At 59.8% G+C, this 17236-nt stretch carries 16 protein-coding genes; 14 read left to right on the top strand and 2 right to left on the bottom strand.

Features of this window, described 5'->3' with window-relative positions; genetic code table 11:
- Positions 1-2 precede the first annotated feature (2 nt).
- The 11 genes from tssC to IB250_RS07675 all read left to right on the top strand — a co-directional run bounded on the left by tssC (position 3) and on the right by IB250_RS07675 (position 12469).
- Complete coding sequence (tssC, locus tag IB250_RS07725) at positions 3-1490, top strand: type VI secretion system contractile sheath large subunit (RefSeq protein WP_008067879.1); 1488 nt, start codon at positions 3-5, stop codon at positions 1488-1490.
- Between the two features lie 74 nt (positions 1491-1564).
- Positions 1565-2068 carry an Hcp family type VI secretion system effector gene (locus IB250_RS07720; RefSeq protein WP_038984147.1) on the top strand — a complete coding sequence of 168 codons (504 nt, stop codon included), beginning with the start codon at positions 1565-1567 and terminating at the stop codon, positions 2066-2068.
- A 15-nt stretch (positions 2069-2083) separates the two neighbouring features.
- A complete protein-coding gene (gene tssE / locus IB250_RS07715) occupies positions 2084-2527 on the top strand; it encodes a type VI secretion system baseplate subunit TssE (RefSeq protein WP_192343647.1) in 444 nt (147 codons plus the stop codon).
- A complete protein-coding gene (gene tssF, locus IB250_RS07710) occupies positions 2511-4304 on the top strand; it encodes a type VI secretion system baseplate subunit TssF (RefSeq protein ID WP_192343646.1) in 1794 nt (597 codons plus the stop codon). The genes tssE and tssF overlap by 17 nt, the downstream gene beginning before the upstream one ends.
- Positions 4268-5293 (top strand): type VI secretion system baseplate subunit TssG, encoded by a 1026-nt coding sequence (tssG, locus tag IB250_RS07705; RefSeq protein WP_192343645.1) that lies wholly within the window; start codon positions 4268-4270, stop codon positions 5291-5293. Before tssF ends, tssG begins: the two co-directional genes overlap by 37 nt.
- A gap of 2 nt (positions 5294-5295) precedes the next feature.
- Positions 5296-7839, top strand: coding sequence for a type VI secretion system ATPase TssH (gene tssH / locus IB250_RS07700; RefSeq protein WP_192343644.1), 2544 nt, complete (start codon positions 5296-5298; stop codon positions 7837-7839).
- Positions 7840-7882: 43 nt separating this feature from the next.
- Positions 7883-8866 (top strand): LirA/MavJ family T4SS effector, encoded by a 984-nt coding sequence (locus IB250_RS07695; protein WP_192343643.1) that lies wholly within the window; start codon positions 7883-7885, stop codon positions 8864-8866.
- A gap of 14 nt (positions 8867-8880) precedes the next feature.
- A complete protein-coding gene (locus tag IB250_RS07690; RefSeq protein ID WP_192343642.1) occupies positions 8881-9507 on the top strand; it encodes a DNA/RNA non-specific endonuclease in 627 nt (208 codons plus the stop codon).
- A 7-nt stretch (positions 9508-9514) separates the two neighbouring features.
- Positions 9515-9889, top strand: coding sequence for a hypothetical protein (locus tag IB250_RS07685; protein ID WP_192343641.1), 375 nt, complete (start codon positions 9515-9517; stop codon positions 9887-9889).
- A 15-nt stretch (positions 9890-9904) separates the two neighbouring features.
- The gene (gene tssI, locus IB250_RS07680; protein ID WP_192343640.1) at positions 9905-11914 is read left to right on the top strand and encodes a type VI secretion system tip protein VgrG; all 2010 of its coding nucleotides are present in this window, start codon (positions 9905-9907) and stop codon (positions 11912-11914) included.
- A 12-nt stretch (positions 11915-11926) separates the two neighbouring features.
- A complete protein-coding gene (locus IB250_RS07675) occupies positions 11927-12469 on the top strand; it encodes a toxin-antitoxin system YwqK family antitoxin (RefSeq protein WP_192343639.1) in 543 nt (180 codons plus the stop codon).
- A 186-nt stretch (positions 12470-12655) separates the two neighbouring features.
- On the opposite strand, the gene IB250_RS07670 is transcribed toward IB250_RS07675, so the two are convergent.
- Positions 12656-13051: a DUF4280 domain-containing protein gene (locus IB250_RS07670; RefSeq protein ID WP_007899527.1), complete on the bottom strand. Its 396-nt coding sequence runs from the start codon at positions 13049-13051 to the stop codon at positions 12656-12658.
- A 189-nt stretch (positions 13052-13240) separates the two neighbouring features.
- On the opposite strand from IB250_RS07670, the gene IB250_RS07665 reads away from it, so the two are divergent.
- From IB250_RS07665 to IB250_RS07655, 3 genes are all read left to right on the top strand, one after another.
- Positions 13241-14308, top strand: a complete 1068-nt coding sequence (locus tag IB250_RS07665; RefSeq protein ID WP_192343638.1) for a phosphotransferase family protein — start codon at positions 13241-13243, stop codon at positions 14306-14308.
- Between the two features lie 38 nt (positions 14309-14346).
- Positions 14347-15114 (top strand): SDR family oxidoreductase, encoded by a 768-nt coding sequence (locus IB250_RS07660; protein WP_008009686.1) that lies wholly within the window; start codon positions 14347-14349, stop codon positions 15112-15114.
- Between the two features lie 289 nt (positions 15115-15403).
- Positions 15404-16519, top strand: coding sequence for a Gfo/Idh/MocA family protein (locus IB250_RS07655; RefSeq protein WP_192343637.1), 1116 nt, complete (start codon positions 15404-15406; stop codon positions 16517-16519).
- A gap of 443 nt (positions 16520-16962) precedes the next feature.
- Here the strand turns inward: IB250_RS07655 and IB250_RS07650 are convergent, their stop codons facing one another.
- The gene (locus tag IB250_RS07650) at positions 16963-17211 is read right to left on the bottom strand and encodes a DUF1652 domain-containing protein (protein WP_192343636.1); all 249 of its coding nucleotides are present in this window, start codon (positions 17209-17211) and stop codon (positions 16963-16965) included.
- Positions 17212-17236: the final 25 nt, after the last annotated feature.

Raw genomic sequence — 17236 nt, 5'->3', positions numbered from 1 at the left:
CCATGCCCGCCTCATCCGCCGCCCAGAGCCAAGCCAGCGACAGTACCGCCCAGACCTTGTCTCTGCTCGATGAAATCATCGCCAAAGGCCGCATGGCCCATGACGACAGCCAGCAGGATTACGCCCGCGACATGCTCGCGGAATTCGCCACCCAGGTACTAGACGAAGGCATGGCCATCGACAAGGACACCGTGGCGATGATCAACGACCGCATCAGCCAGATCGACGAGCTGATCAGCGCTCAACTCAACGAAGTGTTGCACCACCCGGACCTGCAAAAACTCGAAGCCTCCTGGCGCGGCCTGCACCTGCTGGTGAAAAACACCGAGACCAGTTCCCGACTGAAACTGCGTCTGCTCAACGTGACCCAGAAAGAGCTGCAGAACGATCTGGAAAAAGCCGTCGAGTTCGACCAGAGCGCGCTGTTCAAGAAGATCTACGAAGAAGAATACGGCACCTTTGGCGGCCACCCGTTCAGCCTGCTGGTGGGGGACTACACCTTCGGCCGGCACCCGCAAGACATCGGCCTGCTGGAGAAACTCTCGAACGTTGCCGCAGCCGCTCACGCGCCGTTCATTGCTGCCGCCAGCCCCCGGTTGTTCGACATGAACAGCTTCACCGAACTGGCCGTGCCCCGTGACCTGTCGAAAGTCTTCGAGAGCCAGGAGCTGATCAAGTGGCGCTCGTTCCGCGAAAGCGAAGACTCGCGTTATGTGTCGCTGGTACTGCCGCACTTCCTGCTGCGTCTGCCCTACGGCCCAGACACGTCACCGGTGGAAGGCATCAACTACGTCGAAGACGTCAACGGCAGCGACCACGGAAAATACCTGTGGGGCAATGCTGCGTGGGCCTTGTCGCAACGAATCACCGAAGCCTTCGCCAAGTACGGCTGGTGCGCGGCGATTCGCGGTGCCGAAGGCGGTGGAGCGGTGGAAGGCCTGCCGGCCCATACCTTCCGCACCACCTCTGGCGATCTGTCGCTCAAATGCCCGACCGAAGTGGCGATCACCGACCGTCGCGAGAAAGAGCTCAACGACCTTGGCTTCATCGCCCTGTGTCACAAGAAAAACAGCGATGTGGCGGTGTTCTTCGGCGGCCAGACCACCAACAAATCCAAGCTCTACAACACCAATGAGGCGAACGCCAACGCGCGGATTTCGGCGATGTTGCCGTACGTGCTCGCGGCCTCGCGCTTCGCCCACTACCTGAAGGTGATCATGCGCGACAAGGTCGGCAGCTTCATGACCCGCGACAACGTGCAGACCTACCTCAACAACTGGATCGCCGACTACGTGCTGATCAACGACAACGCGCCGCAAGAGATCAAGGCGCAGTACCCGTTGCGTGAAGCCCGGGTGGATGTGACCGAGGTCGCCGGCAAACCGGGTGCCTACAAGGCCACGGTGTTCCTGCGGCCACACTTCCAGCTCGAAGAGCTGACCGCGTCGATCCGCCTGGTCGCGACCCTGCCGCCACCGGTAGCCGCCTGACCTGCCTCCCGCCGGCCAACCCGGCGGGATTCCCCCTGCTTATCTAGCACGATTACTTTCAGGAGTTTCATGCGATGGATGCAATCATTCTCGACCTCGGCGGCGACATCAAAGGCGATAGCCTGCTCGAGGGTTACAAGGACAAGATCGAAGTCATGTCCTACAGCCACAACGTGGCGATGCAGGTGACCAACGACGTCAGCAACTCGGAGCGTACCTCCGGCAAGCCGCACATCGGCGAGTTCACCCTGACCAAATTCGTCGACAGCTCGACGCCCTCTCTCAACGAGTATTGCTGCGCAGGCAAACCAATCCCGGAAGCCAAAATCACCATCGGTCGCAACGCCGCCGAAGGCAGCGGTCAGCTGATGCCGTTCATCATCTACACCCTGACCAACGTCGTGCTGTCCAACGTCAGCGTCAGCGGTGGTACGGGTGGCAAACCGGTGGAAACACTGTCGCTGAACTTTACCAAGATCAAGTGGGAACTCACGGCCCAGAAAGACGACGGCACCAAGGAAGGCACGGCCGCCTCGACCTGGGACATGGCCGCCAACAAGCTCATCAAAGCCAAGTAAGCGGACGCGTCGGCCATGGCAGGCACCGGTATTCTCCCACCGTTGTTCGAGCGCCTCGCCGCAAGCGAGGTCGACACCGTGCAGGTGTTCGATCGCCAGGGGTTGCTCGACTCGGTACACACGGAGTTGCTGCGCCTGTTCAACACCCGACGCGGCCAACGTCCACTGACCTCCCCACCGAGCATTCTCGACTACGGCATCGCTGACTGGACCGCCTTGCAACAGCAGCGCAGCGATGACCGTCGTCAGTTGGCGCGGGAAGTCCGCGTGGCCATCACCCACTTCGAACCGCGCCTGCAACTGGGCGAGGTTCAGGTCAATCCGGTCCCCGGCCATCCGCAGCAACTGAGCATTCGGCTGCTGGGCGAGTTGCGCAGCGGCCAGCAGCACTGGCCCGTGGCATTTGTCATCGAGAAGGCGGGCGATGGCCTTGAGGTGCGTCATGAGCGACTCGATTGACCCGCAACTGCTCGATTACTACCAGCGCGAACTGACCTGGCTGCGGCACGCCGGGAGCATTTTTGCCGAGCGTTATCCCAAGGTCGCCAGACGCCTGGAATTGTCCCCCGGTGAATGCCCCGACCCGCATGTCGAACGCCTGCTCGAAGGTTTCGCCTTGCTCGCGGCGCGCTTGCAACGGCGGCTCGATGACGACTACGCCGAATTCAGCGACGCCTTGCTCGAACAGCTTTACCCGCTGGCGATGCGGCCATTACCGTCCTGCGCGATCGTGCAGTTCGAGCCGGACCCGAGCAAGGGCAACCTCGCCGGCGGTTACCCGCTGCCACGAGACACGCCGCTGTTCGTCACCACCAGCAAAGGCGAAAGCATCCATTTTCGCACCAGCGCCGCGGTTCGCTTGTGGCCGCTGGAAATCAATGAAGCGCTGTTGCTGGGCAGCGACGAAGCGCAGGCCCTGACCGGCGTTGCACAGGCACGCTCGGCCCTGCGCCTGAGCCTACGTTGCCTCGGTGAAAGCCAGTGGTCGGAACTGAACATCAACCAATTGCGCGTGCACCTCGCCGCCTCCCCGGTGATCAACGCCTGCCTGTATGACCTGCTCGGCGCCCACGCCGTGAAGGTGTTGGCCGGCCCCATCGGCAGCGTGCCGAAAGTGCTGGCGGGGTTGCCGGACATTGTCGGTTTCGCTAGCGACGAAGTGCTGTTGCCGGACGAGGACGGCGTGCATCCGGGCATGCGTCTGCTCGCTGAATATTTCGCCTTCCCGGACAAATTCAACTTCTTCGATATTCCGTTGGCCGGTGCCACCAGCGACAGCCAGACGCTGTACCTGTACATCGTCTTCGACCGCGCCCCGGCTAACCGTCTGCACTTTCAGGCCAGCGACTTCGCCTTGGGCTGTGCGCCGGTGATCAACCTGTTTCCGCGAACCTCGGAGCCCCTGCGCCCGGACGGTACCCGCAGCGAGTACCGCCTGGTCGCCGACAGCCACCGGGAAAACAGCGTCGAGATCCACAGCATCCGGGCGATGCGCGCCAGTTCCAGTCAGGGTGTGCTGCGCGTTCCCGCTTATTACGGCAGCCAGCACATCGGTGGTGAAAAGCAATGCTACTGGCACGCACGACGGGTCAGTGGCATGACCCCAAATCGTCTGGGCACCGACCTGATGGTGAGCCTGGTGGACACCCGACTCGATCCATTGTCCGAGACCACCGAATACAGCCTCACCGCCGAATTGCTGTGCACCAACCGACACTTGGCCCAGAGCCTTCCGGCCGGGACACCATTGGGTTTCGAACGACCGGGGCCAGTGGCCTGGGCACGCCTGCGCAATCCACCCAGCCCACAGAGTTTGCCGCGCCTGGACGGTGAGTCCCGTTGGCGGCTGGTGTCGCAATTGACCCTCAATCATTTGTCGCTGGTCGAGGGGCCGCAGGCGCTGAATGCCCTCAAGGAAATCCTCCAACTGCACAACCTGCGTGACGAGGCCAGCGCCCTGCGGCAGATCGAAGGTTTGCTCGGCCTTGGCTGTGAACGGGTGATCGCCCATGTCGGCGAAGATGCGTGGCGCGGCTGGCGCAATGGGCTGGAGGTTCAGCTGCAACTCGATCCGCAGCATTTCGTCGGCAGCAGCGCCGTGTTGTTTTCAGCGGTGCTGGCGCAATTCTTTTCACTCTATGCCACGGCCAATCGCTTTGTGCGCACGGTCCTGGTCCAGTCAGACAAGGAGGTCAAGACATGGCAACCCCAAGCCGGCATGCCACTCTCCCTCTGAGCCTGAGTCAGAAGCTGCGGCGCGACCCGCAGGCGTTCGAATTATTACAGGCGTTGCTGCTGCTGGAGCGTGAACACCCGCAAGCCGAATCCCTGGGCAGCGGCACCGCGCCTCAAGCGGAAGCCCTGCGCCTGCGCGGGCCGTTGACGGCGCTTTTTTCCGCCAGCGAAATCGAAAGCCTGACCCAGGAACCCGGTCAGCAACCGACGCTCAGTACCCCGGTGTTTGGCCTCGGCGGGCCCGACGGCCCTCTGCCCTACGCCTATCAGGAATGGCTGCAACAGAGGGCTCGCGCCAAGGATCATGCGCCGGCCGAATTCCTCGACCTGTTCCAGCATCGCTTGCTCAGCTTGCTGTACAAGGTGATGCGCAAACACCGGATTGCCGTCGGTTTTACGGCCCCCGGCGCGTCCCCGGTGCAGGCGCAACTGCGGGCGCTGACCGGGTTGTTGCCCAAAGCCTTGCAGGAACGTCAGGCCGTTCCCGATTCCGCCGTACTGGCATGCAGCGCGCTGTTTGCCGACGGTCGTCGCTCCCTCGCCGGCTTCGCCGCGATCGTGCGCGAGCACTTCGAACTGCCGGTCGCACTCAGCGCCTATGAAGGTGCCTGGCGGGAAATCCCACCCGCCAGTCGCAGTCGCCTGCAACCGGGCGGCCGCAACCTGCAACTGGGCCGCAGCGCCGTGGCCGGCACCCGGGTCTGGGATGAACACGCCGGCATCCGCCTGACCCTCGGCCCGCTGACCTCGGCGCAGGCGACGCGGTTTCTGCCCGATGGCGACTCCCATCCGGCACTGGCCAGCCTCAGCGCGCTGTATTTCGGGCCCGATCTGGATTGCACGCTGGTGCTGTTGGTGCGCGGTGCCAGCCCGATAAAACTCGGTCGCCAGGCTCCGCCCTTGCTCAGTTGGAACGGTGGCCTGCAACGCCAGACCAGCCTCGCCGTGCAACAGATCGAAACCCGCCTTCGTCAGCTGGAGATCACCTGAACATGGAACTGGCCAGCCTGATCGGACGCCTCAACCCGGACAACCGCCGCGCCCTCGAACGGGCCGCGCAACGCTGCCTGCAACGGGGTCATCATTACGTCGAAATCGAACACCTGCTGCTTGAGCTGCTGGACATCGAGGGTGGTGACTTCGCTTACTTGCTGCCGCGTTTTGGCCTGGAGCGCGATGCCCTGACGGCGGAAATCAACAAGGCCCTGGAACTGTTCAAATCCGGCAGCACCCGCACCCCGGCGCTCTCGGCGCAAACCATCGGCCTGCTCGAAGACGCGGTGGTTCAGGCCAGCGTGCTCGGCCTCGACAGCATTCGTTCCGGCTTGCTGCTGCTGGCCTTGCTCGACCGCGATGAACGCCGCAGCCTGCTGCTCAATAGCGCCTCGTCGCTGTTGAAAATTCCGCGGGAAGCCTTGCGCAGCAACCTGCTGGAATGGACCGAAAACTCTCGCGAACACGTCGGCGGCACGCGGCCTGTCAATGCCGGCAAACCGCAGCCGAAACAGGACTCGGTGCTCGATCAGTTCACCCAGGACCTGACCGCCGACGCCCACGCCGGGCGCATCGACCCCATCGTCGGACGCGACGGCGAGATTCGCCAGTGCATCGACATCCTGCTCAGACGTCGGCAGAACAACCCGATCCTGGTCGGCGCGCCGGGCGTGGGCAAAACGGCGGTGGTCGAAGGCCTGGCCCTGCGCATTGCTGCTGGCGATGTACCGCCGTCGTTGCAGGAAGTCAGCCTGCGGGTACTCGACCTCGGTTTGTTGCAGGCCGGGGCCGGGGTCAAAGGCGAGTTCGAACAGCGGCTCAAAGGTGTAATTGACGCGGTGCGCAACGCCGACAAACCGATCATTCTATTCATCGACGAAGCCCACACCCTGATTGGCGCTGGCGGCGCGGAAGGCGGCAGCGACGCGGCCAACCTGCTCAAACCCGCGCTGGCCCGTGGCGAGTTGCGCACCCTGGCCGCCACGACCTGGCTTGAGTACAAAAAATACTTCGAGAAAGACCCGGCCCTCGCCCGCCGTTTTCAGTTGGTGCAAGTCGAGGAACCGGACGAAACCACCGCCGTGGAAATGCTCCGTGGGGTGGCCGCGAAACTGGAACAGCACCACGGCGTGCAGGTGCTGGACGCGGCGATTCACGAAGCGGTGAAACTGTCCCACCGCTACATCTCCGGACGTCAGTTGCCGGACAAAGCCATCAGCGTGCTCGACACCGCCTGCGCCCGGGTCGCCCTCGGCCAGCACGACGTGCCGCCACCGCTGGAAAGCCTGCGCCATCGCCAGAACAGCCTCAAGGATGAAGTCGAACGCCTGCGTCGCGAACAAGCCACCGGGCTCGATCATCGGGAACGCATCACCCTGCTGGAAACCGAATCCGTCAGTAATGTGCAGTCCATTCGCGACCTGGAAATCCGCTGGAACGAAGAGCGGATCGCCGTGCGCGAACTGCTGGAAACCCGCCGCGAGTTACTTACCTTGAGCGAGCGCGCCGACAACGACAAACCGGACGAAGCCACCGACAGCCGCATCGATCATCTGGCCGCCGAACTGGTACGACTCGAGGCCGGTCTGGATGCCATTCGCCAGGACGATCCGCTGGTGCCGGAACAGGTCGACGCAAAAACCGTGGCCGCCGTGATCGCCGGCTGGACCGGAATTCCGGTGGGCAAAATGCTCGCCGACGAAGCCCACGCCGTACGCACCCTCGGCCAGCGCATGGGCCTGCGGGTCATGGGCCAAAGCACCGCGCTGAACACCATCGCCCAACGCCTGCAAGCCTACCGCGCCGGCCTCACCGACCCGCAAAAACCAGTCGGCGTATTCCTGCTGGTCGGCCCCACGGGCGTGGGCAAAACCGAAACCGCTTATGCGTTGGCCGACGCGCTCTACGGCGGCGAACGCAACCTCATCAGTATCAACCTCTCGGAATACCAGGAAGCCCACACCGTCAGCCAACTCAAAGGCGCCCCGCCCGGCTACGTCGGTTACGGCAGCGGTGGCGTACTCACCGAAGCGGTGCGGCGAAAACCTTATTCGGTGGTGCTGCTGGATGAAATCGAAAAAGCCCATCCGGATGTGCTCGAAGCCTTCTACAACGTCTTCGACAAAGGCGTGATGGAAGACGGCACCGGATTGGTGGTGGATTTCAAAAACACCGTGATGCTCGCCACCAGCAACGTTGGCGCTGAGTTGCTGCTCGATACACCGGTCGCGCAACTGGGCACCGATGCCTTCAACGAAGCGCTGCACAAGGTGCTGCTGAAAACGTTTCGGCCAGCGTTTCTGGCCCGCATGACGGTGGTGGCGTATCGGCCGCTGGATGAGGCGACGCTGGAAGGGATTGTGTTGGCGAAACTGGAGAAATTGCGCGGACGCTACAAGGCCGCGACCGGGAAACAGTTTGAGTTTGATACCGGGATTGTGCAGGCGGTGTTGGCCAAGTGCAGTGCGGCGGGAGCGAGGGATGTTGAGAATGTTTTGATGACGCAGGTGACGGGGAAGTTGGCGGAGTGGGTGTTGGAATGAATACAAACACTTCAAACACAGAAAACTGAAGCAGGGACAGCACATGCCAGGCTACGAAATACTAAAAGACAAGGACTATGTACTTACCGTTAAAGAAAAGAACAAAGAAAGAAAACGTGCAAAGCAAAAAGATACCGACTTCAACAACGACCTGATTGACTACGGAAAAATATTCGATCTACTGGAAGACAAACCAAGATTTGAGCAAGGAATCGTCAATCTTTCAAAAGACCTCTGGGATCATTATCGACTTATAACCAAAACCAAAGATAACGAGCCCACCAAAAGCTTGCCTTTCGGCAATCTTTTTACGCGCTGCCTGGGGTTGGAAGCCATGAAAAACGGATTCAAATTCCAGCAAAACCTTGAAGCGGACACCGATTTTAATACTGTCCCCAACAAATTCAAGCTCACTATGAATGATCAATACGTGGGTTATTTGATCCATCACAAATTCTTCTGGAAAGATTCCATCGCAGCAGACCACGGCGAACATAGCCACAGCTTACAATGGTTAGTCATCGCCAGAGAATTGAATGGGCAGACTACGTCAATGGCACATGAACTGTATACGCGCAGTGTGGACTATTACAGGAGGGACGGAAAAAACCTGACCACAAGTTTATGGGAAACACTGGTGGATTGTTTTCCAGCCATGGGAGGGGGCGCCAAAGTCGGTTCGACAACGACAGACAGCTACCGCTCCCCCAACAATATCACTCGTCTGCTTATTGGTTATGGCAATGGCCTCACCCCCATCAACGATCATTTCCTATCTCACTACCTCAGCACAAAATACAAAAAAAAATCACTCGTCGAGATCACACCTTCCGAGCAGATAAAGTTCAAAGATCTTTATACCGACGACCATACCCACACGGATTGGGAGCGCGGAACCGAAGAATTCAACAAAGCAAGGCTCAACAGAAAAAAGGTCACCAATACTGACCCTGAACTGTTCTCGAAAAGAACGGCAACGAGTTATACCTTTCACGGCAAAAGCGGATTCTTATACATAGGCAGTTAACAAGGAGACTGTCAATGCCCATCATTCCTGAATACAAAGCCACTTCAATCAACGTCAACGGCTCAAGTGTCACTGTACCTCTTTACGCCAAAGCCATATTAACGTCGAACAATATGTCGGGAGGCTCCGGCCCTGACCAATCCCTCCATCCACCGGGGTTCATTTCAGGTTCTTGTCCGCAACATCACCAGCGTGGTCATTTGATCGGTAATCAACTCGGTGGCAGCGGAACTGATTTGCGTAATCTGGTGACCTTAACGGAAGGCACCAACCACCCGATCATGTATGAATACGAGCTAATGGTATATAAGCATGTCAAAGCGAACCCTGGCATCAACTTCATTTATCAAGTCACTGCTCAATATGACCCCTCACGCTATCTGACGGCACAAGTTGCTCCCGGTGGCTCTACGTCTGGGGCAGCCAACAATCCCTATTGCCCTATGCCTTGCCCTGAGTCGTTGAGGATTGATTTTTTCTACGCGGAATCGCCCGGGGTTCTGGTTTATCCATTGGTCTACCGTGTTTTGACCGAGCACGGTGAAGGTTGGACGTCAGACCCGCTGTACATCCTCAACGGCGTGTACAAATTCCATGAAGGCAGTCCAAGGCATGTCGCACTGGGCTGCTGGGCATCATGAGGTGGCTATGAAATTCGATATTTTCCCGACCCTGGAACAGGAAGTAAGCCTGAGCCCCCCAGAACGGCTGGTCACATTGATTGCCGCTTGCGAGCCCAATCAGATCGGTCGATTCAATGTCCGCGAGGTTGCCTGTCAGCCACCTACCGGTGTCATTCCTCGACAAGGTAAAGAAGAAACGCTGTTCTTCACGTCCAGTGTCGTCCGTGCGCAAACGGACAGCATGAGTCGAGTGATGGTCTTTGTCGGCGTCAAAAAGAAATATCTAACGAAAATTCCCGAATCGCTCAATGGTTGGAGTTGCCCGCGTGGCACACCGATGCAGGTAATTAAAGTCCAACACGGTCTGCCGGCACTCAAGCTTTCATTTCTGAATTCATGACCCGAGGCGACTTTGATGCCCCGCTCCACCGACAGCAATACCAGCCTCTCCCTTACCGCCACCTCGCTGTCGGCGCTTTATCCTGAATCGCTGTCCGGCGAAGAAGCGCTCAATGCGCTGGGCACACAAACCCTCAACGGCCTCAACGACGGTGCCACCCTCACCCTGATCACCGCCGTCGCCACCCACGTCACCACCACCCTGCACAACGACGCCCTCACCCGCCCGATGGATGCACTGGTCGCCGAAATCCGCCAACTCCCGGCCGACGCCACTGCCGAGCGCTATCAGCTTGTACTGCGGCCATGGCTCTGGTGGCTGACCCTGGCCAGCAACAACCGCGTGTTCCAGAACCTCAGCACCTCTGACATCGTCACCACGATTTTCAAGGCTCATGGTTTTACCGATTTCCTGCTGAAGCTCAGCGGCAGCTATACCCCGCGCGAGTACTGCGTGCAGTACGGCGAAACCGATTTCGCCTTCGTTTCACGGTTGCTGGAAGAGGAAGGGATTTTCTGGTTTTTCACCCACGAGGACGGCAAACACACGCTGGTGCTGGGTGACAGCAACGATGCCTTTGTGCCAATCCCCAATGGCCCCAAGGTGAACTATCTCGGCCAGCAGTTGGGTGAGCGAGAACTGCACGGCATTCGCTCCGGCCAGGTCTGCGTACAGGCGGTGGCCGGGGTGTATCAGGCGACGGATTACGAGTTCACCACCCCGACCACCTCGCTCTACAGCCAGGCCGAAGCCGTCGCCGGGCCACGGTCGATGTACGAGCACCCCGGTAGCTACAACACCAAAGCGCGCGGCGATGCGCTGACCAAGCAGCGTGTCGATGGATTGCGCAGCCAGGAGAAGCGTTTTGTCGGTGAAAGCGACTGCCGCTGGCTGGTGCCGGGGCACTGGTTCACTCTCGCAGGGCACGATGATTCGACGTTGAATATCGATTGGGTGGTAACGGCGGTGACTCACGAAGCCAGCCATGACAGTTATCGTAATCGCTTCGAAGCCATCCCCAAGGCCACGCCTTTTCGCCCGGTGAGAACCACACCGAAGCCGCGAATGCACACCCAAACCGCCATCGTCGTCGGCAAGTCGGGCGAAGAAATCTGGACCGACGAATACGGCCGCATCAAGTTGCAGTTCCCGTGGGATCGCGACGGCAAGAACGACGAAGCCAGCTCCTGCTGGGTGCGGGTGGTATTGCCCTGGAGCGGCAAGGGTTTCGGCATGCAGTTCGTGCCGCGCATCGGCCAGGAAGTGATCGTGACGTTTATCGATGGCGATCCCGATCGACCGCTGGTGACGGGTTGCGTCTACAACGGTGACAACGCCCTGCCCTATGCGCTGCCAGCGAATCAGACCCAGTCCGGAATCAAGACTCAGTCGTCCAAGGGCGGTGGCGGTTTCAACGAGCTGCGATTCGAGGACAAGAAGGACGCCGAAGAAGTGTTTCTCCAGGCGCAAAAGGATTTCAAGATCAATGTGCTCAACGACACCACCGCCACGGTCGGCCATGACGAAACCCTGACCGTACAGAACGCCCGTACGCGCACGGTGAAGGAAGGCGACGAGACCGTGACCCTGGAGAAAGGCAAACGCAGCGTGACCATCCAGACTGGCAGTGACAATCTCGATGTGAAGGACAGTCGCACGGTGACCGTGGGCGCGGACCAGACCCACAGCACCGGTGGCAACTACACGCACAAGGTCACCGGCGATTACAGCCTGACGGTGGACGGCAATCTGACCATCAAGGTGACCGGTACCCTGACCCTGCAAAGCGGCGGCAGTTTTGCGATCAAGAGTGGCGCTGATCTGGTAGCCCAGGCCAGCACCTCGATCAGCCAGAAGGCCGGTACGTCCCTGAGCAATCAGGCGGGGACCTCGTTGGAGAACAAGGCCGGCACGACCATGACCAACGATGCCGGGATCAGCCTGACCAACAAAGGCGCCGCGTCGCAGATCGTGGACGGTGGCGGCATGCTGACGATCAAGGGTGGTCTGGTGCAGGTCAACTGACAAGGAGAACCCATGGCCATCACGCCGCTGGATTTGCAGCAGAACGATAAACAGCTCAAAGGTCGCTTGCTCGATGGCCAGCTCGACGGTGCGCTGCACATCAAGGATGACGGGCGCGCGCAGGCCGATTTGCAGTACAGCCAGGGCGAGCTGCAAGGCACTACCCTGCTCTATCACCCTAACGGCAAGGTCTCGGCGCAGCTGCCGTTTGTTCGTGACAAGCTGCAGGGGGTCGCGAGTTTCTATGCGCCGCAAGGCCGGCTGCAGCGCAAGGCGACTTACCGCCGAGGGCTGCTGCATGGCGAGGCGTTCAATTACTTTCCCGACGGGCAACTGGCCGAAGCAGAGTTCTACCGCGATGGCGTGCGCGAGGGGCGGTATCAGCGCTTTCATCCCAACGGTAAAGCTGCCGTCGAGGCTCGATATCTCAATGGTCTATTACTGGAACCGGAACAGGGTTTTGCCAGCGATGGGCGACCGCTGGATGCCGAGGGCAAGCCGATTTCGAGGGTGCGCTGGTGGTTCAGGCGCTGGAGTGATCCCGAGCAGGCCTGAGCCCTGTAGCAGCTTGAGCCCTGTAGCAGCTGTCGAGCCCCAGCGAGGCTGCGTTCGGCTGCGAAGCAGTCGTGAATTCGGTTAATGCGGTCTGCCTGACGTACCGCACTCTCTGATTTTACGACTGCTACGCAGCCGAACGCAGCCTCGCTGGGGCTCGACAGCTGCTACAAGGATTATTTGAGGTCAGGGAATGAGCATCTGCATTTGCCCCGGCATCACGATTTTTATCACCCCTGCCCAATTGCACATCAGGGTGCTGTTGGCATCGATGGCCGGCATGCCGCCCAGCAGCAGGGTCGGCGCGCCGCCGGGGATCCACGGGGTGGCGGTGGCCGGAATGCAGGGCATCGGCGTCAATACGCCAAGCGCTGCGGCGGTGGCGGCCGCGACCATCGGGTTGGCCATGCTCATGCACGTGCCGAACGGCATGACGTTGACCAGCGGAATGTGATCCATGATGTTCGCCGCTGGCATGCCCCCGGTCAGCGTGCGATTCACCGGCAACACGTTGAGTACCGCTGGTGCCGCGCCGAAACTGCATTGCAGGGTCGCGGTGGCGCAAACTTGCGGACAACCCATGTCGAATCTCCTTCCTGGAAGCGACGCTCCACTGAACCATAGTCCGCCGAGCCGGTTCGCGCACATCAGGAACGCTGATTATCCGGCAACACGCTAACCTATAAGACCGTGCCGCGCTTGTGGCCACCCCGGCGCACCATTAGATTAGTCAATGATGTCTGGCCTCCAAAATAAGCAGAAGGGATAAGCATGGCGCTTACTGACCAGTCCACCCGTATCCGCTCCGGCGAAGAACTCGATGCCAGCCTGATCGATCCATACCTCAAGGCGCACATTCCGGGCCTGAGCGGCTTACCGAAAATCAGCCAGTTTCCGGGCGGTGCGTCGAACCTGACTTACCTGCTGGAATACCCCGAACAGGAATTCGTCCTGCGTCGGCCACCGTTCGGCCACAAGGCCAAGTCCGCCCACGACATGGGCCGCGAATTCCGCATTCTCAATCAGCTGCGGGATGGCTTTCCCTATTGCCCCAAAGCCTATGTGCACTGCACTGACGAGTCAGTGATTGGTGCCGAGTTTTATGTGATGGAACGGGTCAAGGGGATCATCCTGCGCTCCGAACTGCCACCAGAACTTGGCCTTGATTCAGCGAAGACCGAAACCCTGTGCAAGAGCTTCATCGACAAGTTCGTGGAACTGCACCGGGTCGACTACAAGGCCTATGGCCTGGGCGACCTCGGCAAACCCGAAGGCTATGTGGCACGGCAAATCAAAGGCTGGAGCGAGCGCTACGAAAAAGCCCTGACCCCGGACGCACCTAAGTGGGAAGCGGTCAAAGCCTGGCTCAATGACAAGATGCCGGCCGATCACCCAACGTCGAGCATCGTCCACAACGACTACCGCTTCGACAACGTGATCCTCGACCCCGAGAACCCGATGCAGATCATCGGCGTGCTGGATTGGGAGCTGACCACCCTCGGCGACCCGCTGATGGACCTGGGCAATACTCTCGCCTACTGGATCGAAGCCGACGACCCGGCGCCGGTGCAATTGATGCGCCGTCAGCCGAGCCACGCCCCCGGCATGCTGACCCGCCGTGAGTTCGTCGATTACTACGCCGAACGCGCGGGCATCCAGATCGACAATTTCGACTTCTACTACACCTACGGTCTGTTCCGCCTGGCCGGCATCGTGCAGCAGATCTACTACCGCTTCTTCCATGGTCAGACCCAGGACAAACGCTTCGCGCAGTTCATTCACATGAACAAACTGCTGGAGCAGATGAGCCTGCAAGTCATCTCGAAATCCAGCCTCTGATCACGGCCGCTGATCGGGCCCAATAACAAGGAAAAATCATGTCCAAGACTCAGTTGTTCGACCTCGACGGCAAGATCGCTTTCGTCTCCGGCGCCAGCCGCGGCATCGGTGAAGCCATCGCCAAACTGTTGGCGCAGCAAGGTGCCCACGTCATCGTTTCGAGCCGCAAACTCGACGGTTGCCAGCACGTTGCCGACGCGATCATCGCCGCTGGCGGCAAGGCCACCGCAGTCGCCTGCCACATCGGTGAAATGGAGCAGATCACCCAAGTCTTCGCCGGCATCCGCGAACAGTTCGGGCGCCTGGACATTCTGGTCAATAACGCGGCGACCAACCCGCAGTTCTGCAACGTACTGGACACCGACCTCAGCGCCTTCCAGAAAACCGTCGACGTGAACATTCGCGGCTACTTCTTCATGTCGGTGGAAGCCGGCAAGCTGATGCGCGAACACGGCGGCGGCAGCATCATCAACGTCGCCTCGATCAATGGTATTTCGCCGGGGATCTTCCAGGGCATCTACTCAGTGACCAAGGCAGCGGTGATCAACATGACCAAAGTTTTCGCCAAGGAATGCGCGCAATTCGGCATCCGTTGCAACGCCCTGCTGCCGGGTCTGACCGACACCAAGTTCGCTTCGGCGCTGGTAAAGAACGACGCCATCCTGAAAACCGCGCTGCAGCAGATTCCGCTCAAGCGTGTAGCCGACCCGAGTGAGATGGCCGGTGCGGTGTTGTACCTGGCCAGTGACGCGTCGAGCTACACGACTGGGGTTTCGTTGAATGTGGATGGCGGGTTCTTGTCCTGATTCGACTCACCAGATACATAAAAGGCAGCCTCAGGGCTGCCTTTTTAGTTTTCAGTACTCACCACTGATCGTTCCCACGCTCTGCGTGGGAATACCTCACCGGACGCTCTGCGTCCGCTCTTTTGGGACGCGGAGCGTCCCTGGCTGCATTCCCACGCGGAGCGTAGGAACAATCAAATCGCAGCCGTATCGGACCCCGCATAAGAATATTTATTCCACAATTTGCATTTCGGGAATATTTATTCCATAAATAGCCCTCCTGAAAATAAAAACCCAAAGGACCCCGGCTATGCGCGAACTCGGTATCGGACTCATCGGCACAGGTTTCATGGGCCGCGCCCACGCCTTGGCCTTTCGCAATGTCAGCGCCGTATTTGAATTACCGCTGAAGCTCAAACTCACCGCCCTCGCCGACGCCGATCCGCAGCGCGCCCGGCACTGCGCCGACGCGTGGGGCTTCGATGCCGCTCACAGTGACTGGCAACAGCTGATCAACGATCCCAAGGTCAATCTGATCGCCATCACCACCCCTAATCATCTGCACTACCCCATGGCCATGGCCGCCCTCGCCGCCGGCAAGCCGGTGTACTGCGAAAAGCCGCTGGCGGTGAACCTCGAACAGGCCAGCGCCATGCGTCTGGCCGCTAAAGCTGCGGGCGTGGTGACGCGGGTCGGCTACAACTACCAGCACAATCCGATCATCGGCCTCGCTCGGGATTTGATTCAAAGTGGAGCGTTGGGACAGATCATCAGTTTCCAGGGCGAATTCAGCGAAGACTTCATGGCCGATCCCGTTTCACCCTGGTCCTGGCGTTGCGACGCCGATTACGCCGGCGGTGCCTTGGCGGACCTGGGCAGTCACTTGCTGGCCATGGCCCGTCATCTGCTTGGCGATATTCAGGCGGTGTGCGCGGATACCCAGACCGTGCATGCGCAACGCCCCGTTACGTTGGGCGGTCAGGAACGACGCGAGGTCGCGGTCGACGATCAGGTCCACGCGTTGCTGCGGTTCGCCAACGGCGCGCGCGGGACGTTCAGCAGCAGCTGGCTCAAACATGGTTACAAGAATCACCTGAGTTTTGAAATCAGCGGCACCCGGGGCACCCTGGCGTTCGATCAGGAACGCTTGAATGAACTGCGGATGTTTCGCGCAGGGCAAGGCGGTTTTCAACGGCTATTGGCAGGGCCGGATTTACCGGGTTATGCCGCTTTCAGCCCGGCACCGGGGCATCAGTTGGGTTACAACGAACTCAAGACTTTGGAAGTGCATGAGTTGGTGATGGCGCTGGCCGGCCTCGGTCAGGACGGGACAGATTTCGAGCAGGCATGGGAAGTCGAACGCCTGGCGACAGCGATTCGTTTGGCGGCACACGAGTCGCGTTGGGTCAGGATCGAGGAAGTCTGAATCGCCGCTCGGGCGACACCCGCCAGTCGCAGAGGGCCACTGGCGGTAAACGCCATTAACCGGAGCAAACTTACTGAGTGACGCAACGGGTCAGGGTCGTGGTCCGCGTCACCTGCCCTTCAGCCCTCATGTCACCCTGTACATCGGTGTTTTCGGAGGTCTGGCAGGTACGAACCGGTGGCGGTGGCGGCGCAGCGGGTGGTGGAGGTGGCGGACTGGCACATCCACCCAGAATCGCCGCGCAGAGTACGAGCGACAGTGGCGAAAAAATACGTATCCCAAGACTGTTCATAGGTTGACCCGCGGTAAGTAATCGACATTTTCCGCGACACAAAAACCACACCGCCTACCTGCGGCCCCGTCACAGAAAAGAAATACCTCGCATTCCTTATAGCCCAGCCACCCGCCAATGCCAGAAAAAGCAGAGGGAAACAAGCCAGCGCCTACGAAGCACTGGACCGATGCAGGCCAATGTTCTCAAGCTCGTACTGCAACTCTTCAATCAACGCCGTCAACGCCTCCGGCGTTCTGAGATTCGCCATGCTCAACCCGCTGACCACCAGATCCACCTGCCCCGTCGCCGGATGATAAAGCTTCACCGTCAACGAATTATCCCCGGTGAGCGCGCACTCACAGGCCAACGGCGAAAAACTCCGCTCCAGTTGCATACGCAATTGCGCCAGATGATTCATCCCGATTCACCTTGGCGACGAGCTG

Origin of the sequence: Pseudomonas sp. PDM09, from assembly GCF_014852305.1 — a bacterium.
Classification (GTDB): Bacteria; Pseudomonadota; Gammaproteobacteria; order Pseudomonadales; family Pseudomonadaceae; genus Aquipseudomonas.
Note: the sequence above shows the minus strand (reverse complement) of the source record. Positions and strands in the feature narration are given on the sequence as shown.

Excerpts from the sequence above, each read along its gene's own strand:
- IB250_RS07720 (WP_038984147.1), top strand. The coding sequence starts at position 1,565 with ATGGATGCAATCATTCTCGACCTCGGCGGCGACATCAAAGGCGATAGC.
- tssI (WP_192343640.1), top strand. The coding sequence starts at position 9,905 with ATGCCCCGCTCCACCGACAGCAATACCAGCCTCTCCCTTACCGCCACC.
- tssF (WP_192343646.1), top strand. The coding sequence starts at position 2,511 with ATGAGCGACTCGATTGACCCGCAACTGCTCGATTACTACCAGCGCGAA.
- IB250_RS07650 (WP_192343636.1), bottom strand. The coding sequence starts at position 17,211 with ATGAATCATCTGGCGCAATTGCGTATGCAACTGGAGCGGAGTTTTTCG.
- IB250_RS07690 (WP_192343642.1), top strand. The coding sequence starts at position 8,881 with ATGCCCATCATTCCTGAATACAAAGCCACTTCAATCAACGTCAACGGC.
- IB250_RS07660 (WP_008009686.1), top strand. The coding sequence starts at position 14,347 with ATGTCCAAGACTCAGTTGTTCGACCTCGACGGCAAGATCGCTTTCGTC.
- tssC (WP_008067879.1), top strand. The coding sequence starts at position 3 with ATGCCCGCCTCATCCGCCGCCCAGAGCCAAGCCAGCGACAGTACCGCC.
- tssE (WP_192343647.1), top strand. The coding sequence starts at position 2,084 with ATGGCAGGCACCGGTATTCTCCCACCGTTGTTCGAGCGCCTCGCCGCA.
- IB250_RS07670 (WP_007899527.1), bottom strand. The coding sequence starts at position 13,051 with ATGGGTTGTCCGCAAGTTTGCGCCACCGCGACCCTGCAATGCAGTTTC.
- tssH (WP_192343644.1), top strand. The coding sequence starts at position 5,296 with ATGGAACTGGCCAGCCTGATCGGACGCCTCAACCCGGACAACCGCCGC.
- IB250_RS07685 (WP_192343641.1), top strand. The coding sequence starts at position 9,515 with ATGAAATTCGATATTTTCCCGACCCTGGAACAGGAAGTAAGCCTGAGC.
- IB250_RS07655 (WP_192343637.1), top strand. The coding sequence starts at position 15,404 with ATGCGCGAACTCGGTATCGGACTCATCGGCACAGGTTTCATGGGCCGC.
- IB250_RS07665 (WP_192343638.1), top strand. The coding sequence starts at position 13,241 with ATGGCGCTTACTGACCAGTCCACCCGTATCCGCTCCGGCGAAGAACTC.
- IB250_RS07675 (WP_192343639.1), top strand. The coding sequence starts at position 11,927 with ATGGCCATCACGCCGCTGGATTTGCAGCAGAACGATAAACAGCTCAAA.
- tssG (WP_192343645.1), top strand. The coding sequence starts at position 4,268 with ATGGCAACCCCAAGCCGGCATGCCACTCTCCCTCTGAGCCTGAGTCAG.
- IB250_RS07695 (WP_192343643.1), top strand. The coding sequence starts at position 7,883 with ATGCCAGGCTACGAAATACTAAAAGACAAGGACTATGTACTTACCGTT.